We start from the raw sequence: 20,038 nt of genomic DNA on the forward strand, positions 1-20,038 counted from the left end.
TCGTTGGGAAACGCTAGAACGTGACGCCGGACACCAGCGCGATATTGCAATAAGGCTGGCACTCACCGGTGCGAACAATGGCGCGCGCGTTGCGGCTGAGCTGCTTGAACGCTTCATGGCTGACCAGGCGACGCTCGCCGAGATGGGCCTGTGTGTTCAGACTGTTCAGCTCAGTCAGCGCCGGTGGCTGTTTAAGCAGGATTTCTTCGGCCAGCACATGGCTTTCCACCTGCATTTCACTGAGCACGATACGCAAGGTACTGATGAAATCGGGAATGCCCTGGGTCAGCGCCAGGTCGATCAACTCGACACCCGGCGGTACTGGCAGACCAGCATCGCCGATGACCAGAATGTCGCCGTGCCCCAGGGACGCGATCAGGCGCGACAGAGCAATATTGAGCAGGGGTGTCTTTTTCATGAGGGCACAAAACCTTGTACGTCGTGCAGCGTAGGGATGGAAGGCTGGGCGCCGTCACGGGTCACCGACAGCGCCGCCGCCACTTGGCCGAATCGAATGGCCTCGGCTTCGCTCTTGCCGCTGGCCAATGCCGCGGCAAAGCCACCCACAAAAGTATCACCGGCCGCCGTGGTATCCACCGCCTTGACCTTGGGCGCCACCAGGTGCTCAAAGCCGTGGCCATCGGCGAACAATGCGCCCTGGGCACCAAGGGTAATGATGACTTTACCCGCGCCCGCCTTGATCAATTCGGTTGCAGCCAACTTGGCGCTGTCGAGGGAGTCGACCGCCACACCGCTCAGCGCGGTCGCCTCGCTTTCATTGGGAATCAGGTAGTCGATCGAGGCATACCACTCGGTCGGCAAAGGACCGCTGACCGGCGCCGGGTTAAGAATAACCGTCTTACCCAGCTCACGACCGCGCTTGAGCGCATGCCCCACAGTCTCCATTGGCACTTCAAGCTGGCAGACGATCACATCGGCGGCCTGCAGCACCGCGTCAGACGCCTGCAACGAAGCCGGCGTGAGTTCACCGTTACTGCCCGCGACGATCACAATGGCGTTCTGGCTGCTGTCATCTACGACAATCAGCGCCACGCCGCTGGAGCCGGCAACGGTGCTCACAGCCCCGCAATCGATGCCTTCCACCCGCAGCGCCTCGCGCAGTTGGCTGCCGTAGGCATCAGTGCCGACACAACCGATCATCGCAACCTCTGCCCCCAGCCGCGCCGAAGCCACGGCCTGGTTGGCGCCCTTGCCGCCGGGAACGGTGGAAAACGATTGGCCGATCAAGGTTTCACCGGCACGGGGCAAGCGACTGGCACGGGTCACCAGGTCCATGTTCAAGCTGCCTACTACCACTACTTTTGCTGGCATACATCAATACTCATCAATTCGGTTCAGCGGTATTGGGCGAACACACCGGCAATTGGCGCCGTCGACTCACGCAACACGATGCTCGGCGTCACGATGCGTTGATCGATCGGCAGTTGGGGTGTCGCAATCCGTCGCAGTAAAAGTTCGGCAGCCGTCTCGCCCAGTTGCACGATCGATTGCCCGACCGTGGTCAGCGCCGGGTAGACGTAACGGCCCATTTGAATATCGTCGAAACCAATCACCGACAGCTCGCCGGGCACGCGGAGATTACGTTCAGCCGCCGCGCGCAGCACACCAAAGCCGATCATGTCGTTGCTGGCGAAGATTGCGCTGGGCGGGTTTTCTGCCAATAACTGCACAGCCGCAGCATAACCACCGGTACTGGTGAAGTCGCTTTCCCGGGTGCGATCAGCCGCCACCTCCACACCCGCCTCGCGCAGCGCACGGTGATACCCCGCCAGGCGCATCTGCGCCACGCGGGTATGGACTGGGCCGCCAATACAGGCGATGTCCCGGTGACCCAGTTCAAGCAAGTGCCGGGTGGCCAGGTAAGCGCCCTCCTCGTGGTCGATACGCACCAGGTCAACGTCAATGCCGTCCAATGCCCGGTCGACGATGACCATGGGCGTGCGCACCGCGCTCAAACCCGCGGCGAGGCCGCTGTCGTCACCGCCCACGGAGGTCACGATCAAGCCATCGACACGTTTTTCCAGCAACACCCGCAGGTAGCTGCGTTGCTTTTCAGCATTGTCGTCGGAATTACACAGGATCACGCAATAGCCATTGCGCTCGCAGTAATCCTCGATGCCTCGGGCCAGCTCGGCAAAATACGGGTTGAGGCTGTTGGGTACCAGCAGGCCAATAGTCGCCGTGGTCTTGGCCTTGAGCGAGCGCGCGACGGCGCTGGGCACGTAGTCCAACTGCTTGATCGCGGCTTCCACCTTGATGCGCACCGGCTCGCTGACCGGACGCGTCTTGTTCACCACATGGGACACGGTGGTGTAGGAAATACCGGCAAGCGCTGCCACATCCTTGATCGTTGCCATGGCTCAGCCTCGCCGACTGGCGCGTTGGCTGCGGTAGGTATCGAGGACCACGGCAATCACGATCACAGCACCGGTGATGATGCGCTTGGTGGGCTCCGTGGCACCGATCTGCGCCAAGCCAGCGGCCAGCACCGAAATAATCAACACACCAAAGAACGTACTGATGACCGAGCCGCGCCCACCCATCAAGCTGGTGCCGCCGATCACCACCGCAGCGATCACTTGCAGTTCCAGGCCGGAACCGGCGTTCGGGTCTGCCGCTTCCAAGCGTGATATCTGGAACAACGCCGCCACGCCAGCCAGCAGGCCCATGAGGCTGAACACCAGGATCTTGTAGGGCTTGGGATTGATCCCAGCCAGGCGCACGGCTTCCTCGTTCGTGCCGATGCCGATCAGGTAACGACCAAACACGGTACGGGTCAACACCAGTTGGGCAACGATGATCACCAGCAAGGCGATGATAAATGACGGCGAAATGCCGAAGGCAATCGGGTTGGACAACCAGGCGAAGGAATCACCGATATAGGCGGTGCGCGAGCCGGTCATCTGGTACGCCACACCGCGTGCCATTTCCAGCACGCCAAGGGACACGATGAACGACGGAATGCGCCAGGCCACCGTGATCGAACCCGTAATCGTGCCAGCCAATGCGGCGCAGCCCATGCCGAGCAAGGCTGCCGGCAACACGCTCCAACCCCAGCCAAGAATCGCCACGCTGACGGCCGATGCCGCCAGTGCCAGCACCGAGCCCACTGACAGGTCAATACCGCCGATAATCAGGATGAAGGTCATGCCCACTGCCAGCACCATCAGGTCTGGAATCTGGTTGGCCAGGGTGCTGAAGGTGTCGTAGGACAGGAAGTGATCACTGAGCACCGAAAAAAGCGCAATCATCGCCAGCAACGCACCTGCCAGCCCCAGGTAGGTGCCCAGGCCGTAGAAGTTGCCACCTGCTTTACCGGGGGAAATTGTTGTTTTCATGGGGTATCCCTAAGCGCGGCGTCATTGAGCAGCGCATCACGTTTCTGATAGCCGGCAAACGCGGCGGCGAGCAATTCGTCCTGGGTCCAGCTGTCACGTTCGAAGGTCTCGATCAGGCGCCCGGCGGACAGCACGCCGATGCGGTCGCAGATCAGCATCAGCTCACGCAGGTCACTGGACACCACCACCAGCGCTTTACCCTGGCGAGTCAACTCGCCGAGCAAGGCATAAATATCGAACTTGGCCCCCACATCGATACCGCGGGTCGGCTCATCGAACAGCATCACCGAGCAGTCGCGCTCCAGCCAGCGGCCTATTACCACCTTTTGCTGGTTGCCGCCGGAGAGCTCGGACACCAACTGCGCCGGGCTGGAACTGCGAATGCGCATGGCATCGATCTGGCGCTTGGCCAAGGCGGTTTCATCGCGGCGATTCACTACACCGCCGCCAGAAATTTCCGGCATGTTGCCCAAGGCAATATTGGCGCTGATGGACTGGGTCAGCAGCAGGCCTTCGCCCTTACGGTCTTCGGTGATCAGGGCAATGCCGTGGCGTACCGCGTCCACAGGTGAACGAATGCTGACAACCTGGGCTGGGGAGCCCAGCGCCACGGTGCCGCTGTCGGCGAGGTCGGCACCGAAAATGAGGCGTAGCAACTCGGTACGACCAGCGCCGATCAGGCCGGAGATGCCATAGATCTCGCCGGCACGCACTTCAAAGGACACATCACGAACCTTGTCCGAACGCGTCAGGTTTTTCACCGTCAAGGCGGGACCGCCGATTGTCCGCGGGCCCAGATCGATGTGCTCGCCGAGCTCGCGACCGACCATCAAGGTGACCAGTTGCTCACTGTTGTAATTGGCCATCGGCTCGACACAGACCAACTTGCCGTCACGCAGTACCGCAATGCGCTGGGCTACACGGGCCAACTCTTCGAGCCGGTGCGAAATATAAATGATCGCCACGCCCCGGGCCTGCAGGCGAGTGATTTGTTCAAACAGCATCTCGACTTCACGGGCGGTCAGCATGGCCGTAGGTTCGTCGAGGATCAGCACATGGCAGTCGCCGATCAGGTTGCGCGCGATTTCGACCATTTGTTGATGGCCGATGCCCAGGCTGCCAACCAAGGTGTCAGGGTCGATTGCATCCAGGCCGACCTGAGCCATGGCGTCGATCGCGGCTTTACGCAGTTGCTTGCGGCTGATCCAGCCACAGTGGCTGGGCAGGTTGTCCAAGAACAGGTTTTCGGCCACGGTCAGCGTTGGCAGCAGGTTGAGTTCCTGCATGACCATCCGTACGCCCAACCCTTCGGCCTGGGTGCGACTGCCTGGACGGAAGTCCTCGCCATTGAACTGCATATGCCCGGTGGTCGGTGTGACCAAACCGCCGATGATCTTCGACAAGGTACTTTTGCCTGCGCCATTTTCACCGGTCAACGCCAGCACTTCCCCGCGATTGAGCGTCAGGGTGATGTCGGACAGAACCGGTTGGGCATAGGTCTTGCCGATACCGCTGACCGAGAGGACAGCGTTCGGGGCGGAAGATGACATAGGAAAATCTCCAGGCGCCCGCTCAGGACGAGCGGACGCTGTTGGTGCTGCCAGGATTACTGCTTGGTAACGAGTTCGACCGGAGTTTCGATCACACCGTCTTTGGCGTCGACTTTTTCGCCCTTGACCAGCTTCAGGGCATTCTGGATACCGAACACGGCTTGCTGGGCGGCAGCCTGGTCAGCAGTCGCCAAGACTCGGCCGTCCTGCAGCATCGGCTTGATGGCCTCGATGTTGTCGTAGCCCACCACCATCACTTTCCCCGCCTTGCCTGCTGCACGTACCGCAGACACTGCGCCCAAGGCCATATTGTCATTACCCGCCAGCAGAGCCTTGATGTCCGGGTATTCGCTCAGCATCGCAGACGCCACTTTCTGGCCCTGGTCGATTTCCCAGTTACCGGATTGGGTGGAGACGATTTTCATACCGGCAGCGTCCATCGCATCCTTAAAGCCTGCGGTGCGCTGCTGGGCGTTGGTAGTGGTCGGCACACCTTCAATGATGCCGACCTTGTCACCCGAGGCCAGTTTCTTGGCCAGGTAGTCGCCCACCAGCTTGGAGCCTTTGCGGTTGTCGGGGCCTACGAATGGGATATTGAGGTTTTTGCTTTTCAGTACGTCCGGGTCCAATCGATTATCGATGTTGACGACTTTGATACCGGCGTCGGAGGCTTTCTTCAGCACGGTGACCAGCGCCTTGGAATCGGCTGGGGCGATGACGATAGCGTTGACCTTGGCAAGGATCATTTGATTGACGATATCGATCTGCGCGCTGGTATCGGTTTCGTTCTTGATACCGTTGGTGATCATGTCGAAATCAGCGGAGTGCGCCTTTTGGTAATCTTTCGCCCCCTCCTGCATCGTCACGAAAAACTCGTTGGCAAGGGACTTCATCACCAGGCCGACCTTGGGTTTGGCGGCAGTATCGTCAGCGAATGCAGAGGAGAGCGGTAAAGCGACGGATGCGGCAGCAAGCACAGCGACAGCAAGAAGACGTCCAGCAAATGGCAGCTTCATGGGTTCACTCCGATCTTATGATTATTGTGAGCAACGCTTGCACCGAAAAGCGCTTCGGCAGCCCTCCCACCTGGGTGGCTGAAACGAGCTTTCACGAGACTCAGGGAGCCACCCGTGAAATATCTCGCAAACGTTTGCGTTATTCAAACTATGAGAACCTTGTCGAGATTTGTCAACGCTGGAAAACAACCTTTCATCCAGGCCCTCTATCCCCTGCCTTGCCGCTCGATCGCACCGATCAGTAAACATCATCTGCGCCCAGTCGTTCTCTAAAACGACAGGCCATGACGCCTCCGTCGCGCAGAGTGTCCGGAGAGTTCGTCACTGCTTTCGGACAACCGAACGCGAACCCACTCTGTTGTTCGGAAAGCCGGACAACGGGCCAGCCGACCGGCCCGAAACATTGAAAATAAATCGTTTTAAATCAATAGCTTAATTTATATACAAGGCCACAATCAGACTGGTACAGATCCTGCTCTTCCCTAACACCTCGCGGCGTTCAGAACCGCCCGGGTGTTCTAGATGAACTTGCTACCGCACTCATCAAAAACCAGAGAGAAAAATAATGAAATCTGCATTGAAGAACATTGTTCCGGGCGCATTAGCCCTCCTGCTGCTGTTCCCCGTTGCCGCCCAGGCAAAGGAAGTTGAAACCAAGGCCAAACTCTCCAACGTAGTGATCCTCGCTACCGGTGGCACCATTGCTGGCGCTGGTGCCAGCACGGCCAACAGCGCTACTTACCAGGCAGCCAAGGTCGGCATCGAGCAGTTGATTGCCGGTGTTCCTGAACTGAGCCAGCTTGCCAATGTGCGTGGCGAGCAAGTGATGCAAATCGCATCGGAAAGCATCAACAACGAAAACCTGCTGCAACTGGGCCGCCGCGTCGCCGAACTGGCCGACAGCAAGGACGTGGATGGCATCGTGATCACCCACGGGACCGACACCCTCGAGGAAACCGCCTACTTCCTGAACCTGGTGGAAAAAACCGACAAGCCTATCGTGGTCGTCGGCTCCATGCGTCCAGGCACCGCCATGTCAGCCGATGGCATGCTCAACCTGTACAACGCTGTCGCCGTTGCCGGTAGCAAAGATGCCCGCGGCAAAGGCGTGCTGGTAACCATGAATGACGAGATCCAGTCGGGTCGCGACGTCAGCAAGATGGTCAACATCAAGACCGAAGCCTTCAAGAGCCCATGGGGCCCGCTGGGCATGGTGGTCGAGGGTAAATCCTACTGGTTCCGCCTGCCGGCCAAGCGTCACACCATGGATTCGGAATTCGATATCAAGACCATCAAGAGCCTGCCCGACGTCGAAATCGCCTACGGCTACGGCAACGTAGGCGACACTGCCGCCAAGGCCCTGGCCCAGGCCGGCGCCAAAGCCATCATCTATGCCGGTACCGGCAACGGCTCAGTGTCGTCCAAGGTTGTTCCTGCCCTGCAGGAGCTGCGCAAGCAAGGTGTGCAAATCATTCGCTCGTCCCACGTGAATGCCGGCGGTTTCGTACTACGCAATGCCGAACAGCCTGACGACAAGTATGACTGGGTCGCCGCCCACGACCTGAACCCGCAGAAAGCGCGGATCCTGGCAATGGTTGCACTGACCAAGACCCAGGACAGCAAGGAACTGCAACGGATGTTCTGGGAATACTGATTACTAGCCATACCCTGTAGGGACGAGCTTGCTCGCGAAAGTGGTTAACGATGACGCGGTCCGTCTGGCTTAACCTATTGCCTTCAAGTCTTTCGCGAGCACGCCCGCCCCTACAACTCTTCGCCCCCCCGCCCCGCCGCTACACAAAAATCCCAAATCACTGTCAGACGGCCTTGTTTAACTTTAAGCAGTTGCGAAACTGCCTACAGTTAAATACTGTATGCACGTACAGCTAACTAAGGAATATTCCGTGGCAACGTCCTCTTCCGCAGCACCAACCCTGCCCGATGCCTATCAACGCCTGGCCGTTCGCGTGCAAAAAGTCATCAATTCGACCAATGCCCAAAAAAACAAGGCGGCCTTGATCTTCCGTTTGCCGGATGAGCCAGAGGACGAGTGGGCGCGTTTGCTTGAAGAGATCGCAGAAAACGACAACGTTACCCTCGCCTATCGGGACGACGGTGGCGTGCAGATTTTCTGGGTTGTGCCGAAGGAAGACTGATTCAATGAGTGTCCGTTTTATTGCTGTGCTTTGCTTGTTTTTTGCCGTCACCGCCCATGCCCAAGCGCCCCGAACGTTCAGCGAAGCCAAAAAAATCGCCTGGAAACTCTACGCCCCACAATCCACTGAGTTCTACTGCGGCTGCAAATACACCGGTAACCGCGTGGACTTGAAAGCCTGCGGTTATATCCCTCGTAAAAACGCCAGCCGCGCTGCACGCATCGAATGGGAACACATTGTTCCGGCCTGGCAGATCGGGCACCAGCGCCAGTGCTGGCAGAATGGCGGACGCAAGAACTGCACACGCCATGATGAGGTGTTCAAACGTGCCGAGGCGGACCTGCACAACCTGGTGCCGAGTATCGGTGAGGTCAACGGCGATCGTAACAACTTCAGTTTTGGCTGGCTGCCGGTGCAAAGCGGGCAGTACGGCTCATGCTTGACCCAGGTCGACTTCAAGGCCAAGAAGGTGATGCCGCGCCCGTCCATACGCGGAATGATTGCCCGGACGTATTTCTATATGAGCAAACAATACGGCTTGCGCCTGTCGAAACAGGACCGGCAACTTTATGAAGCCTGGGACAAGACCTACCCTGTGCAGCATTGGGAGCGTCAGCGCAACCAGACCGTGGCCTGTGTGATGGGGCGTGGAAATGAGTTTGTCGGCCCGGTGAACCTCAAGGCCTGCGGTTGAACGCGGGCGGGAGCACTCGGCGTGCTCTCGCCCTACCTGCCGGTTACTGCGCAGTCTTGTGCTCGACAACCTGCGATTCGGTGTCGTTTTTCTTGGCGCGGGCCAGCTTTTCCGTGAGCAGGGCCTGCTTGGCTTCCGCATCGGCCTTGGTTGCGAATGGCCCCAAGTACACTTCGTCCTTGCCGTTTTCCTTCACGATATAAAAATTGAAACCATGCTCCAGCAACCACGCGGTCAGGTCGGTGATCGCCTGTAGCTTGTGGTCAGGCGGGCCTACCCAAACGTCCCATTCCTGGGCAGCAATCGCGCCGGCCTGTGGCTGGTTTTCAGTCACGGCAGGCTTGGCCTTGGGCGCTTCGACAGGTTTGCCTTCACCGCAACCGGCCAATGCCAACACCACAATTGCCATCGCTACTTTACGCACTGCCCTGCTCCTTAAAGGATAAAGAGGCAACTTTATCATTCACTGTCTATTCTGGCCGTCATAAACGTTGGCTTAAACAATGCGAATGATGTATCGCAGACCTGTATGATGCCGCCATGGGAATTAATGTTGCCTCTATGCGTCCTAAAAAGAGGCAGTCACAGGGAAGCGCTTAGCAGTAAGCTACACACATCCGACACCTGCCCTGTCTGAAACATGTGTCCTTAAAAGTAATCAAGGAGAAGTCCATGCTGATACTCACCCGCAAAGTTGGTGAAAGCATAAACATCGGTGATGACATTACGATCACCATCCTGGGCGTCAGCGGCCAGCAAGTACGAATCGGCATCAACGCACCCAAGGACGTTGCCGTGCATCGCGAGGAGATCTACCAGCGCATCCAGGCTGGCCTGACAGCTCCGGACAAAAACCAGACTCCTTGAAGCACTCCAGTAGCCAGCCTTTTCGCTCTGTAACGGCTGGCGAAAACTGCCTAGACCTGCTCGCGCCTTATTCTTGTCCCGCGCACTGCCCTTGCATCTGCATTGGCAGATGAAACTGTCTTCATCCCTGGAACTTGTCGCGCGATTCGCAGCCGAAACTCCTGACTCACTCTGCCGACATCTGAGCACACTCAGGAGCACGCCGATGAGGCGCACCTCAACACAACGCTTTATCACCTATTCCTGGGCGATCGCCGTGCTGATCGGGTTGGCCTTTGCCGGCCTGGAATATGGTTTGAGGTTCGAAATTGAAAGGACAGACGCCACCGACGCCCCTTCATGGCTGGATCTGGCTTTGTTTTTGTGCGGCTACCTGTTCATGTTCTGTCTCAAACCGATCCAGAAGGCCATCCAGCGCAAGTTGTGCCAGCGAGCCACCCACCGCGCCCACCCAAAAAACGCGGGTTGATAGGTCGCAGTTTCGCTAATAGATCACCGGTGTTTACAGTCTTCCAACAGGATCTATGCTTGGGCTTGCACGATCAGTGAAAGGTGCTTACGCAGATGGACACCCTCAGCAAATCCCAAATCGAATCTGCCCTGGCAAGCCGCCTGCCCAGCTATACCGTCAATTGCACGTTGCATGCCGACGGCACCCTCTCCGCCATCCTCAGCGGCCCGGAAACCGACCACTTCGCGATTACCGGCATTGTGCGCGCGCATTATCGCGGGACTGAAGCGATTGCCCGCCTGGCCAATGAAATCCTCAGGGAAATGGTGCTGTCACGCCAGGGCATGAGAAGCAGCCGACTGCAACAGGTGCCGCCTGGTCATACATCCTGCGAATAGGACCGAGACCGCCAAACCGGGCTCGGCTTTTTCGCATCAACCTGCCAGGCGCCGCAAGCGCAGCAAACCGCCACCGTCGTGCTCGACGTGCAAGTGTTCATACCCATCGGTGGTGGCATGCGCAGTGTGCATGGTCGTCAGGTGAGTCGAGGTCACGACCATCACATCCGCGCCAGCGGCCTCGCCTGCCCGAATACCTACCGTCGCATCTTCGAACACCAGGCAGTCCTGTACCGCCGCCCCCAGGCGCTGTGCGCCCAGCACATAACAGGCAGGGTCAGGCTTACCACTGGCCACATCTTCAGCCGTCACCAGCACCGCAGGCGGAGTGATGCCGGCCGCTTGTAGCCGACGCAACGCCAACTCCCGGGGGGCAGACGTCACCAGCGCCCATTGGTCGCCAGGCAGGCGGTTCAAAAACTCAACGGCACCGGGAATCGCCACGACGCCTTCGACATCATTCAACTCCGCCTCGGTAATCCATTGCGCCTCCACCTCAGGATCAACCCCAGGCAACGCCTGGCGGGTAATGGTATCGATGGCCCGAGCGCCATGAATGGTAGTCAGGAAGGCCTTCACGTCCAAGCCGTGACGTTCAGCCCACATACTCCAGACCCGCTCGGCGGCAGCAATGGAGTTGAGCAGGGTCCCATCCATATCGAACAGGAAGGCGCGGTAAGGCCGGGTAAAGACGCGGATGGACACTGCTGGGCTTCCTCTTGGACGGTGACAAATGATGAGCCCGTTGCAATCTACGGGTCAGCTCTGCAGTTGTAAACGCGGCGGACAAGCACTCCAGCGATTTCATGGTTCCTGGGCTGACGGCTCCAGCTGGTCCGAAGTGATCACCCGACTCCAAGCCGCCCCAACCGTACTGGTCGGCCATTCCTACGCCGGCAGCGTGGTCAGCGACTCGGGAGTAAACCCGAAGGTCAGCGCATTGGTGTATGTGGCTGCCCGTGCGCAACGGAGTGGAAGAGCACGACGGCTACCTCACCCTGAGCCAGGACGCCTTCCTCAAGTACTTCGCCGCCGACGTGCCACGTGCCAAGGCCCTGGAGCTTTACGCCGTGCAACAACCGATCGCCAAGACGCTGTTCAGTGGCCGAACCGTGAATGCTGCCTGGCACACCAAACCATCCTGGTACGCCGTATCTACCCACGACCAGACCATCAACCCGGACCTCGAACGCTTCCTCGCCAAGCGCATGAACGCCAGCACGATCGAGCTGCCGTCGAGCCACTTGTCGCTGGTATCCCACGCCAAGGAAATCACCGATCTGATCCTCGCAGCGTCCGGCCGCCAGCCTTAAGCCTTTTATTACGAACTTGTCATGATCCTGTTGGTTGGCTGTTTGTGTCGCCTGGTTACTGTGAACTCACTGCCAACGACCGGGCAACCCGCCCTTAACGAGAGATACCTCCATGAAACTGTTTGCCCTTGGTTTTGCCGCTTTACTGGCCACCGGTTCGGTATTCGCGGCCGACACTCCAGCTGCCACGGACGTGATCCACGACAAAACCGGCTTCTTCGTACACCTGGACGTCGCCAAAGTTCTGTCGAGTACCGACACTTACGGCCAATGTGGAATCGTCCCGGCACAACTCAAATACCTGGACCACCAGGACCGCGAACATGTGCTGGACTATCAGGTCCAAGGCATCGGCTGCGCCAATGACAATTGATCGGGCTACACTTGCGCCACGCACTGAACCAGGGCACTTCCCATGAACATCCTTGTCGTTGAAGACGAGCCCAAGGCCGGCAATTACCTGCTCAACGGCCTGCAGGAGCTGGGCTACTCCGTAAGCCTCGCCCGTGACGGGGTAGATGGCTTGCACCAGGCCTTGGAAACGCCATTCGATGTGATCGTACTCGACGTGATGATGCCGAAAATGGACGGCTGGGAAGTGCTGCGGCGCTTGCGCAAGGAGGCCGACACGCCGGTGCTGTTCCTCACCGCCCGCGATGACATTGCCGATCGCATCAAGGGCTTGGAACTGGGGGCTGATGACTACCTGATCAAACCTTTCTCCTTTGCCGAACTGGTCGCGCGCCTGCGCACCTTGACCCGACGCGGCCCGAGCCGCGAAGAAGAACACCTGAACATCGCCGACCTGCACATCGACGTGCTCAAGCGCCGTGTCACCCGTGCCGGTACGCGCATCACCCTGACCAATAAAGAGTTCGCCCTGCTGCACCTGTTTGCCACGCATCAGGACCAGCCGTTGTCCCGCTCGTTGATTGCCTCGCGGGTCTGGGACATGAATTTCGACAGCGACACCAATGTGGTGGACGTAGCCGTGCGGCGCCTGCGCCTGAAAATCGATGACCCGTTCCAGCTCAAGCTGATCCACAGTGTGCGGGGCATCGGCTACCGTTTCGATACCCAGCCATGAGCCCAAATCGACATTACTCCTTGACCTTGCGCCTGGCGTTGATCTTCGCCTTGCTGGCCTTTGTGCTGCTGGCCACCCTGGGCGTGGCGCTGTACCGTGAGCTGGAGCGTGAGCTGATCATGCGCGACGACGCCGCATTGATCTACCGTATCGACCAGTTGCGCAACCTGCTCAACGACAGCAACACCCTGGACCTGATCAAGACCAAGCCGGAGCTGTTCCAGAACATGCTGGGCAATCGCGAGTCGGTGCTGAGCATCACAGCGCCTGGCCAGCCCCCCCTGCTGGTCGTCAACCCCGGCAACATCGAGGTGCCATCCGTCCCCCCCGTGCCGAAAAACCATACCCTGGCGTTGACTGACGTACACCATTTTCCCGGCGTGAATGGCGTACCGTTCGCCATCGTTGCGGCCTCCATCGACTCTGGCGACCTGGGCAGCCTGCAAGTCACCACCGGCCGCCTGATGACTGAACGCACCGCCGTGCTCGCCAGCTACCGATTGAGTGTGTATATCCTAGCCAGCATCGCGGCAATCTTCCTCGCCCTGGTGGGCTACCTGCTGGTACACCGTGGCCTGCTGCCCTTGCGACGCCTGGCGCGGCATGCCCGGGGCATCGGTGTCGGCAACCTGGCTGAACGCCTCGACAGTCGTGGCACGCCCAAGGAGTTGCTGCCGATGATCGACTCGTTCAATACCATGCTTGAACGCCTGGCCAAGGGCTTTACGCAACTGGGCCAGGTATCCACCGACATGGCCCACGAACTACGTACACCGATCAACAACTTGCTGGGGGAAACCCAGGTCGCCTTGCAACAGAGCCGCAACGTCGAAAGCTACCAGCAGTTGCTCGCGTCTAATGTAGAAGAGCTTGAACGCCTGGCCCGCATGCTCGATAACATGTTATTCCTCGCCCGCACCGACCCGGCAAGTGCATTGCGCCAGCGCCAGGAATTAAGTGCAGCAGACGAAGTGGAACGCATGGCTGATTACTTCGAAGGATTGGCGAGTGATGCAAATATGCACATCATCGCCGAGGGCGCGGGCGTGATCTGGGCCGAGCCGATGCTGCTGCGCCGCGCATTGGCCAACCTGTGCGCCAATGCCATCAAGTATGGCGCTCCTGATTCCGATCTGTTGATCCAGGCGCTTCCCAATGCAGAAGGCATCCACCTGAGGGTCAGCAACCAGGGCGACACCATTGCTGCCGAACATTTGCCGCGACTGTTCGAGCGGTTCTACCGGGTGGATGAGTCACGGGAGCGGTCGGCACAGTCCAATGGGCTAGGGTTGTCGATCGTGGCCACCATCATGCAGTTGCATAACGGCCGGTACAGCGTCAGCAGCCAGGACGGCGTGACGTGTTTTGAGTTGTTCTTTCCGCAACGGGGTCACTGAGCACCGCGGGCCAGAACTTCGGTGGTATTTTGCAAAAATTTGTCGGTCACTCTCTGCTCTGACTCCCACTATTCTTTTCTCCCAAGCGCTCTCTCACACGATTTAAAACAGGTGTCAGGCTTTGCAGAAAAAACAGTATCGATTTGGCTCGACGAATACGCTGAATACCCCGACTCAAGGCAGAGCGGGCGGAGGAAATGACGGAGGTCCCGGTGTGGAAAAACGATTGAGCTCACTGGAAAAGAGGCTGGCTGAAATGAAAGAGAAGCTATTCACCGTTTCAAACAGGGCAGACTCCATGGAAAAGCATTTCGCTACCAAGGCGGACCTCGCAACCACTGAACTGAATCTCATCAAATGGTATGTCGCAACGGCGTTCGCCATGACAGGCCTGGCCTGTGCGATCACCTTCGGGCTTACCCGACTGCTTGCCACCTGAAGTCAACCCGACAGATCAGCTGACCTGCCCGCCCGCTTCCGTTACATCCACGGATGTTTGCCACGCCGTCAGCACAGCCACCTGCAACCCTTTGACCAGCGTGGTCAACGCCATTGAAGGCTGCCCCGAGACAACCACCTGCTCCGGCAGGTACGGCACGTGAATGAAACCACTGCGTACACCCGTTCCTGCGAGTGAGTGCTGCAAACGGTAGAACACTTGGTTGCAAACGAACGTCCCCGCTGTCTGCGAGACTGAGGCTGCTATACCCGCCTCGCGCCCGGCCTTGACCATGGCCTTGATCGGCAACGTGGAGAAGTAGGCTGCGGGCCCATCGACCACTACAGCCGTGTCAATCGGTTGCTCCCCCAGGTTGTCGGGAATACGGGCGTCATTCAGGTTGATCGCCACCCGCTCTATGGATATCTCGCCACGCCCAGGCCCCAGGCCCGTCGCGATGATCAGGGCTGGGTGCAACTCATCTATCAGTTGGGCCAGGCACTCGCCGGCAGTGGCAAAGGCGCAGGGCAAACGACGCGCAACAATTTGCACATCTTCACCCAACGGCATGCCATCCAACTGACGCACGGCCTCCCAGGATGGATTGATCGCGTCTTGATCAAAGGGCTCGAAGCCCGTCAGCAGAACGATTCGCATCCTGGCCTCACATCAACAGGTAAAGCAGGACAATATTGACCACCAGCATCATCAACGCGGTCGGCAACTGCGCCTTGATCACCGCGTTTTTGTCCGGTAGCTCCAACAAGGCGGCCGGGACGATATTGAAGTTGGCCGCCATCGGCGTCATCAGCGTACCGCAGTAGCCGGAAAACATGCCGATCGCCGCCATCACCGCCGGGTTGCCACCGTAGATACCCACCAGCACTGGCACACCGACGCCACCCGTCATCACCGGGAAAGCCGCAAAGCCGTTGCCCATGATCACCGTAAACAAGGCCATGCCCAGCACATAAACCATCACTGCCACCAACTTGTAATCCAGGTTGATGTAGGTGGTGGTGACGTGGGCGACGGCCGTGCCCACTCCGGCTTCATTGAACAGCAGCCCGAGCATCGCCAACATTTGCGGGAGCACCATCGCCCAGCCAAGGGCTTCGGTCAGGCGGCGGGATTCGCGCAAGGCTTGCACCGGGGTGTCGCGAGTCAACCAGCAGGCCAGGCCGAGGGCGATCAGGCAGCCGATACCGAGGGACACAAAGGTGGTGTTCTTCGGGTCCAGCAGCGGTACGCCGCCGATCTCGGTGTGCTTGAGCAACACCGAACCAATCACCGTCGTCAGCGGAATGGCCAGCGCCGGGATAAACAACTTGTGGCCCAGTCGGCCGGCACTCGCGCGGGAAGCCTTGTCGTGCAATTCGGCATGGGCGCCACGGCCAACCCCGCCCAACCCTGCGATCAACGCCATCACCACCACACCCGCCCCGATCACCACCGACGGCAGGCGCTCGCCCACCAGAAACGGAATAGCGAACAGCAACCAAAACAGGGTGCTGGACCAGCGCTTCGGGTGGCTACGATCCAGCAGGATCATGCCGGCAGTGATCAACAGCAACACACCGGCGAGCCAATACAGGTATTGAATGGAAATGATCATTGGGCGGCCTCCACTGGCGTGGCGACGGCGGTCATTTCCCGCGTCAACCGTCGATCAAATCGATGCAACCGAATCGCGTGGATGATAAAGGCGCAAATCGCCGTGGGAATGCCCCATACCGCGATGTGCAGCGGTTCCACATCTATCCCCGAACCAAGCAAGAAGGTGTGCATCAGCGCGATTGCGCCAAAGGCGACAAAGATGTCCTCACCGAAAAACAGCCCGACGTTATCGGTCGCCGCGCACATGGCCAGCACCTTGTGACGCAGTTTGTCCGGCAATTTGCCAAAGCGCTTTTCCGCCGCACCTTCGGCCATCGGCGCGAGCAGCGGGCGCACCATCTGCGGATGCCCACCAAGGCTGGTCAGCCCCATGGCAGCGGTCGACTCACGCACAAACAGGTAGATGATCAACAAACGCCCGACCGTGGCGCGTTCGAAACGAGCGATCCAGTTCTGTGCATGCAGGCGCAAGCCATGGCGCTCCAACAGCCCGATGACAGCCAATGGCAGCAACAGAATCAATTGCAGGGCGCGGGTCTGAAGGAAACCATCGCCCATGGTGGCGAGGATTTTCTCCAGCGGGAAATGGGCAGCGAGCCCGGTGGCGATAGCGGCGGCGGTGACCACCAACAGGGGATTGAAGCGCAAGACAAAGCCAACCACGATGACGAGTACGCCGATCAACGGCCATAGATTCACAACAGTTTGCATGGCGGTGAGGTCCTTAAGTGCGCGCTGCGGCGCCATTACAGCAGGATGTGAACAAAGGGTTCACAGCAAGAAAGTGGCGTGCAGTCGGCTCGGTTTTTTATTGTTGACCTGAAAGGTCGAGCGTCGGTGGCGGCATCTTTGCCGCTTGGGGCGGGGGGTGTCCAACAAGAAAAGTTGTTGCTGTAAACCAATAAATTTTGTGGGTAATGGGCGCCAGGTGAACCGGCGCCCTGGCAGGATTCAGGCCAGACGTTTCTGGAAAAAGTGACGTTGGTGTCCCGGTGGATAATCGGCAATATGCCCGAACTCAGTGAACCCCAGCTTTCGATAAAACCCGGGCGCCTGGAAACTGAAGGTATCCAGCCAGATCCCGGTGCAGCCATGCTGCCTGGCCAACTCTTCAGCGGCGCGCATCAGGCGGGAGCCAGTACCTTGGGTGCGTAACTGATCGGGAACACTCAACAACTCAATGAACAACCATCCGTATGAAATCTTCCCATACAGCCCACCGACCACCTCTTCAGTGACAGGATCCCGCAGCAAAATCCCTACGGTTTCGAACGCCATATCGCCGGTATGACTGAGGTTATACGTCCTCAACGGTTTGAGGATTGCCTCACGCTCCTGCGCCGTCACGTCGAACGACACTTCCATTAACTGCTCCATCGCTGCCTCCCCGGTTGAATTCAAACAGTGCCCAGTATGGCGTCAACCCTGCAAAAAAGGGCCAACCTCTCGGTTGGCCCTGCGATCGCGCCCCCTCAAGACAGCCCTGTATCAGAGCTGGCCTGAGGCTAGACAGTGAAGAATCCCAATCCGAAACTATACTCAACCAGTACGGTGCGCATTCCTGCGCATCGTTTACGGCATGATTGCCGACAAAGAGGTAGCCAACATGTACGCCGGGCAAATGGGTATGGCGACAACGAATGGTGAAATACGCTGCCAGATGATAGCCCAGATCATCTGCCTGCTCGCGGTGGCTCAGCTTTTCTGCTGATCGATCCGCCCTCACTTTTCAAAGCGAGCCGCGTCAGTGGCCAGGCGACGCCGTGCCCAAATTCCAGACAACAAAAAAGGGCCCACCTTTCGGTGAGCCCTTCTAGACCGCCCAGCAGAGCGGATTTTGTTTGGTAGGCGCGATTGGACTCGAACCAACGACCCCCACCATGTCAAGGTGGTGCTCTAACCAACTGAGCTACGTGCCTGCTGTGAGGCGGCATTCTACGGAATTTCGGAGGGGTGTCAACATCTTTTTTGCAGCTAACCCTATGAATATGCGAATTTTTTATTTGCGGCTGGTGCATTTGCATTTTTCGGGTGGCTGGCAGGCAATTTTCAACTCAGGTAGGATCGGGGCACTCGTAAAAAATATAAAACAGAGGTTCCAGGATGGCGAACACCCCCTACCCCCAGTCGTATTACGCTGCGTCCGCCAACGCGGTCCCTCCGCGTCCGGTACTGCAAGGCGAAGTGGAAACCGATGTGTGCGTGATTGGTGCCGGCTATACCGGCTTGTCCAGCGCACTGTTTCTACTGGAAAACGGTTTTCGCGTGACGGTGCTGGAAGCCGCCAAGGTCGGCTTTGGCGCGTCGGGCCGCAATGGCGGGCAGATCGTCAACAGCTACAGCCGCGATATCGATGTGATCGAGCGCAGCGTCGGGCCCAAGCAGGCGCAATTGCTGGGGGACATGGCGTTTGAAGGCGGCCGGATCATTCGCGAGCGGGTGGCCAAGTATCAGATCCAGTGCGACTTGAAGGACGGCGGCGTCTTCGCCGCACTCAACAGCAAGCACATGGGCCACTTGGAATCGCAGAAGCGCCTCTGGGAACGTTATGGCCACACACAACTGGAGCTGCTCGACGAGCGCCGTATCCGCGAAGTAGTAGCCTGTGACAACTATGTCGGCGGCCTGCTGGACATGAGCGGCGGGCATATCCACCCACTCAACCTGGCGCTAGGTGAAGCAGCGGCCGTGGAGTCTCTCGGTGGCACGATCTATGAGCAGTCAGCAGCTGTACGCATTGAGCGCGGCGCCAACCCGGTGGTGCACACGACCGAAGGCAAGGTCAGGGCCAAGTTCATCATCGTGGCGGGCAATGCCTACCTGGGCAACCTGGTGCCAGAGTTAGCAGCCAAGTCGATGCCCTGCGGCACTCAGGTGATCACAACCGCACCACTCGGGGATGAACTGGCCCAATCGCTATTGCCGCAGGATTACTGCGTCGAGGACTGCAACTACCTGCTCGACTACTACCGACTCACCCGTGACAAACGACTGATCTTCGGCGGTGGCGTAGTGTATGGCGCGCGCGACCCGGCAAATATCGAAGCGATCATCCGCCCGAAAATGCTCAAAGCCTTCCCTCAGCTCAAGGACGTGAAGATCGACTACGCCTGGACCGGCAACTTCCTGCTGACCCTGTCGCGCTTGCCGCAAGTCGGCCGCCTGGGCGACAACATCTATTACTCCCAGGGTTGCAGTGGCCACGGCGTGACGTACACACACCTGGCGGGCAAGGTATTGGCCGAGGCACTCAGAGGCCAGGCCGAGCGCTTTGATGCGTTTGCCGACCTGCCGCACTACCCGTTCCCGGGCGGGCAACTGCTGCGCACGCCGTTTGCGGCGATGGGGGCCTGGTATTACGGGCTGCGAGACAAGCTGGGGTTCTGATTGGAAAGTTTGCCTGGGATGTGACAATGCGGGCTCATGATGAGACCCAGTCGTTGCTATCGCAGGCAAGCCAGCCGCCATCGCGTTGCGATGGCTTGGGCGGGCGCATTGACCAGCACCAAATTGCAGACACAAAAAACCCCGGTCTTTCGACCAGGGTCTTTGCTATCGGATCAAAGTAGCCAGTGGCTTTCTTTGTGCTTCAAGGCGTTCAGTGGGCCTTGATGCAGATATGGCGCAGCGGACGGGACTCGAACCCGCGACCCCCGGCGTGACAGGCCGGTATTCTAACCGACTGAACTACCGC

General features: G+C 58.8%; 23 protein-coding genes, 1 tRNA gene and 1 pseudogene. 12 read left to right on the forward strand and 13 right to left on the reverse strand.

The window, feature by feature from the left end:
- Positions 1-13: 13 nt before the first annotated feature.
- Genes rbsD through AC1Q6I_RS31115 form a run of 6 tightly spaced genes read right to left on the reverse strand, consistent with a single transcriptional unit; the run spans position 14 to position 5,925 of the window.
- Positions 14-418 carry a D-ribose pyranase gene (rbsD, locus tag AC1Q6I_RS31090; RefSeq protein ID WP_102625267.1) on the reverse strand — a complete coding sequence of 135 codons (405 nt, stop codon included), beginning with the start codon at positions 416-418 and terminating at the stop codon, positions 14-16.
- Positions 415-1,332, reverse strand: a complete 918-nt coding sequence (rbsK, locus tag AC1Q6I_RS31095) for a ribokinase (protein ID WP_102625268.1) — start codon at positions 1,330-1,332, stop codon at positions 415-417. Before rbsK ends, rbsD begins: the two co-directional genes overlap by 4 nt.
- Before the next feature lie 23 nt (positions 1,333-1,355).
- Positions 1,356-2,378, reverse strand: coding sequence for a LacI family DNA-binding transcriptional regulator (locus tag AC1Q6I_RS31100; protein ID WP_024076476.1), 1,023 nt, complete (start codon positions 2,376-2,378; stop codon positions 1,356-1,358).
- Between the two features lie 3 nt (positions 2,379-2,381).
- Positions 2,382-3,359: an ABC transporter permease gene (locus AC1Q6I_RS31105; RefSeq protein ID WP_024076477.1), complete on the reverse strand. Its 978-nt coding sequence runs from the start codon at positions 3,357-3,359 to the stop codon at positions 2,382-2,384.
- Complete coding sequence (locus tag AC1Q6I_RS31110) at positions 3,356-4,909, reverse strand: sugar ABC transporter ATP-binding protein (RefSeq protein WP_102625269.1); 1,554 nt, start codon at positions 4,907-4,909, stop codon at positions 3,356-3,358. Before AC1Q6I_RS31110 ends, AC1Q6I_RS31105 begins: the two co-directional genes overlap by 4 nt.
- A 56-nt stretch (positions 4,910-4,965) precedes the next feature.
- Positions 4,966-5,925, reverse strand: a complete 960-nt coding sequence (locus tag AC1Q6I_RS31115) for a sugar ABC transporter substrate-binding protein (protein WP_024076479.1) — start codon at positions 5,923-5,925, stop codon at positions 4,966-4,968.
- A 565-nt stretch (positions 5,926-6,490) separates the two neighbouring features.
- Here AC1Q6I_RS31115 and AC1Q6I_RS31120 point away from each other — a divergent pair.
- The 3 genes from AC1Q6I_RS31120 (at position 6,491) to AC1Q6I_RS31130 (ending at position 8,775) form a co-directional block, all read left to right on the forward strand.
- A complete protein-coding gene (locus AC1Q6I_RS31120; RefSeq protein ID WP_024076480.1) occupies positions 6,491-7,579 on the forward strand; it encodes an asparaginase in 1,089 nt (362 codons plus the stop codon).
- A gap of 250 nt (positions 7,580-7,829) precedes the next feature.
- Positions 7,830-8,081: a DUF1654 domain-containing protein gene (locus AC1Q6I_RS31125; protein WP_172831355.1), complete on the forward strand. Its 252-nt coding sequence runs from the start codon at positions 7,830-7,832 to the stop codon at positions 8,079-8,081.
- Positions 8,082-8,085: 4 nt separating this feature from the next.
- Positions 8,086-8,775, forward strand: coding sequence for an endonuclease (locus AC1Q6I_RS31130; protein WP_024076482.1), 690 nt, complete (start codon positions 8,086-8,088; stop codon positions 8,773-8,775).
- A gap of 43 nt (positions 8,776-8,818) precedes the next feature.
- Here the strand turns inward: AC1Q6I_RS31130 and AC1Q6I_RS31135 are convergent, their stop codons facing one another.
- Positions 8,819-9,184 carry an SPOR domain-containing protein gene (locus AC1Q6I_RS31135; protein WP_102625622.1) on the reverse strand — a complete coding sequence of 122 codons (366 nt, stop codon included), beginning with the start codon at positions 9,182-9,184 and terminating at the stop codon, positions 8,819-8,821.
- Positions 9,185-9,447: 263 nt separating this feature from the next.
- On the opposite strand from AC1Q6I_RS31135, the gene csrA reads away from it, so the two are divergent.
- From csrA to AC1Q6I_RS31150, 3 genes are all read left to right on the forward strand, one after another.
- Positions 9,448-9,642 carry a carbon storage regulator CsrA gene (csrA, locus tag AC1Q6I_RS31140; RefSeq protein ID WP_003192511.1) on the forward strand — a complete coding sequence of 65 codons (195 nt, stop codon included), beginning with the start codon at positions 9,448-9,450 and terminating at the stop codon, positions 9,640-9,642.
- Between the two features lie 205 nt (positions 9,643-9,847).
- Complete coding sequence (locus tag AC1Q6I_RS31145; RefSeq protein ID WP_024076484.1) at positions 9,848-10,111, forward strand: hypothetical protein; 264 nt, start codon at positions 9,848-9,850, stop codon at positions 10,109-10,111.
- Positions 10,112-10,206: 95 nt separating this feature from the next.
- Positions 10,207-10,491, forward strand: a complete 285-nt coding sequence (locus AC1Q6I_RS31150) for a hypothetical protein (protein WP_024076485.1) — start codon at positions 10,207-10,209, stop codon at positions 10,489-10,491.
- Between the two features lie 36 nt (positions 10,492-10,527).
- Here AC1Q6I_RS31150 and AC1Q6I_RS31155 read toward each other — a convergent pair whose 3' ends face one another.
- Positions 10,528-11,196 carry an HAD-IA family hydrolase gene (locus AC1Q6I_RS31155; protein WP_024076486.1) on the reverse strand — a complete coding sequence of 223 codons (669 nt, stop codon included), beginning with the start codon at positions 11,194-11,196 and terminating at the stop codon, positions 10,528-10,530.
- A gap of 100 nt (positions 11,197-11,296) precedes the next feature.
- On the opposite strand from AC1Q6I_RS31155, the pseudogene AC1Q6I_RS31160 reads away from it, so the two are divergent.
- The 5 genes and pseudogenes from AC1Q6I_RS31160 to AC1Q6I_RS31180 all read left to right on the forward strand — a co-directional run.
- Positions 11,297-11,804, forward strand: a pseudogene (locus tag AC1Q6I_RS31160) (alpha/beta hydrolase); the annotation flags it as partial.
- A gap of 112 nt (positions 11,805-11,916) precedes the next feature.
- Entirely contained in the window at positions 11,917-12,177 is a 261-nt protein-coding gene (locus tag AC1Q6I_RS31165; protein ID WP_041160981.1) for a DUF2790 domain-containing protein, read from the forward strand.
- 42 nt (positions 12,178-12,219) lie between these two features.
- Entirely contained in the window at positions 12,220-12,891 is a 672-nt protein-coding gene (locus tag AC1Q6I_RS31170; RefSeq protein ID WP_024076487.1) for a heavy metal response regulator transcription factor, read from the forward strand.
- Positions 12,888-14,288 carry a heavy metal sensor histidine kinase gene (locus tag AC1Q6I_RS31175; RefSeq protein ID WP_069076649.1) on the forward strand — a complete coding sequence of 467 codons (1,401 nt, stop codon included), beginning with the start codon at positions 12,888-12,890 and terminating at the stop codon, positions 14,286-14,288. The genes AC1Q6I_RS31170 and AC1Q6I_RS31175 overlap by 4 nt, the downstream gene beginning before the upstream one ends.
- Before the next feature lie 121 nt (positions 14,289-14,409).
- The gene (locus tag AC1Q6I_RS31180) at positions 14,410-14,727 is read left to right on the forward strand and encodes a hypothetical protein (protein ID WP_223817811.1); all 318 of its coding nucleotides are present in this window, start codon (positions 14,410-14,412) and stop codon (positions 14,725-14,727) included.
- A 15-nt stretch (positions 14,728-14,742) separates the two neighbouring features.
- On the opposite strand, the gene pcp is transcribed toward AC1Q6I_RS31180, so the two are convergent.
- The 5 genes from pcp to AC1Q6I_RS31205 form a co-directional block, all read right to left on the reverse strand.
- Positions 14,743-15,384 carry a pyroglutamyl-peptidase I gene (gene pcp / locus AC1Q6I_RS31185; RefSeq protein ID WP_102625623.1) on the reverse strand — a complete coding sequence of 214 codons (642 nt, stop codon included), beginning with the start codon at positions 15,382-15,384 and terminating at the stop codon, positions 14,743-14,745.
- 7 nt (positions 15,385-15,391) lie between these two features.
- Entirely contained in the window at positions 15,392-16,342 is a 951-nt protein-coding gene (locus AC1Q6I_RS31190; RefSeq protein WP_069076648.1) for a DUF979 domain-containing protein, read from the reverse strand.
- A complete protein-coding gene (locus AC1Q6I_RS31195) occupies positions 16,339-17,055 on the reverse strand; it encodes a DUF969 domain-containing protein (protein WP_024076491.1) in 717 nt (238 codons plus the stop codon). The genes AC1Q6I_RS31190 and AC1Q6I_RS31195 overlap by 4 nt, the downstream gene beginning before the upstream one ends.
- A 240-nt stretch (positions 17,056-17,295) precedes the next feature.
- Complete coding sequence (locus AC1Q6I_RS31200) at positions 17,296-17,721, reverse strand: GNAT family N-acetyltransferase (RefSeq protein WP_102625624.1); 426 nt, start codon at positions 17,719-17,721, stop codon at positions 17,296-17,298.
- 465 nt (positions 17,722-18,186) lie between these two features.
- Positions 18,187-18,263 (reverse strand) — tRNA-Val (locus AC1Q6I_RS31205).
- A 184-nt stretch (positions 18,264-18,447) separates the two neighbouring features.
- Here AC1Q6I_RS31205 and AC1Q6I_RS31210 point away from each other — a divergent pair.
- Complete coding sequence (locus tag AC1Q6I_RS31210) at positions 18,448-19,731, forward strand: NAD(P)/FAD-dependent oxidoreductase (RefSeq protein ID WP_024076494.1); 1,284 nt, start codon at positions 18,448-18,450, stop codon at positions 19,729-19,731.
- Positions 19,732-20,038: the final 307 nt, after the last annotated feature.

Source organism: Pseudomonas sp. MPR-R2A5, assembly GCF_058793055.1.

Excerpts from the sequence above, each read along its gene's own strand:
- rbsD (WP_102625267.1), bottom strand. The coding sequence starts at position 418 with ATGAAAAAGACACCCCTGCTCAATATTGCTCTGTCGCGCCTGATCGCG.
- rbsK (WP_102625268.1), bottom strand. The coding sequence starts at position 1,332 with ATGCCAGCAAAAGTAGTGGTAGTAGGCAGCTTGAACATGGACCTGGTG.
- AC1Q6I_RS31100 (WP_024076476.1), bottom strand. The coding sequence starts at position 2,378 with ATGGCAACGATCAAGGATGTGGCAGCGCTTGCCGGTATTTCCTACACC.
- AC1Q6I_RS31105 (WP_024076477.1), bottom strand. The coding sequence starts at position 3,359 with ATGAAAACAACAATTTCCCCCGGTAAAGCAGGTGGCAACTTCTACGGC.
- AC1Q6I_RS31110 (WP_102625269.1), bottom strand. The coding sequence starts at position 4,909 with ATGTCATCTTCCGCCCCGAACGCTGTCCTCTCGGTCAGCGGTATCGGC.
- AC1Q6I_RS31115 (WP_024076479.1), bottom strand. The coding sequence starts at position 5,925 with ATGAAGCTGCCATTTGCTGGACGTCTTCTTGCTGTCGCTGTGCTTGCT.
- AC1Q6I_RS31120 (WP_024076480.1), top strand. The coding sequence starts at position 6,491 with ATGAAATCTGCATTGAAGAACATTGTTCCGGGCGCATTAGCCCTCCTG.
- AC1Q6I_RS31130 (WP_024076482.1), top strand. The coding sequence starts at position 8,086 with ATGAGTGTCCGTTTTATTGCTGTGCTTTGCTTGTTTTTTGCCGTCACC.
- AC1Q6I_RS31135 (WP_102625622.1), bottom strand. The coding sequence starts at position 9,184 with ATGGCAATTGTGGTGTTGGCATTGGCCGGTTGCGGTGAAGGCAAACCT.
- csrA (WP_003192511.1), top strand. The coding sequence starts at position 9,448 with ATGCTGATACTCACCCGCAAAGTTGGTGAAAGCATAAACATCGGTGAT.
- AC1Q6I_RS31145 (WP_024076484.1), top strand. The coding sequence starts at position 9,848 with ATGAGGCGCACCTCAACACAACGCTTTATCACCTATTCCTGGGCGATC.
- AC1Q6I_RS31150 (WP_024076485.1), top strand. The coding sequence starts at position 10,207 with ATGGACACCCTCAGCAAATCCCAAATCGAATCTGCCCTGGCAAGCCGC.
- AC1Q6I_RS31165 (WP_041160981.1), top strand. The coding sequence starts at position 11,917 with ATGAAACTGTTTGCCCTTGGTTTTGCCGCTTTACTGGCCACCGGTTCG.
- AC1Q6I_RS31170 (WP_024076487.1), top strand. The coding sequence starts at position 12,220 with ATGAACATCCTTGTCGTTGAAGACGAGCCCAAGGCCGGCAATTACCTG.
- AC1Q6I_RS31175 (WP_069076649.1), top strand. The coding sequence starts at position 12,888 with ATGAGCCCAAATCGACATTACTCCTTGACCTTGCGCCTGGCGTTGATC.
- pcp (WP_102625623.1), bottom strand. The coding sequence starts at position 15,384 with ATGCGAATCGTTCTGCTGACGGGCTTCGAGCCCTTTGATCAAGACGCG.
- AC1Q6I_RS31190 (WP_069076648.1), bottom strand. The coding sequence starts at position 16,342 with ATGATCATTTCCATTCAATACCTGTATTGGCTCGCCGGTGTGTTGCTG.
- AC1Q6I_RS31195 (WP_024076491.1), bottom strand. The coding sequence starts at position 17,055 with ATGCAAACTGTTGTGAATCTATGGCCGTTGATCGGCGTACTCGTCATC.
- AC1Q6I_RS31200 (WP_102625624.1), bottom strand. The coding sequence starts at position 17,721 with ATGGAGCAGTTAATGGAAGTGTCGTTCGACGTGACGGCGCAGGAGCGT.
- AC1Q6I_RS31210 (WP_024076494.1), top strand. The coding sequence starts at position 18,448 with ATGGCGAACACCCCCTACCCCCAGTCGTATTACGCTGCGTCCGCCAAC.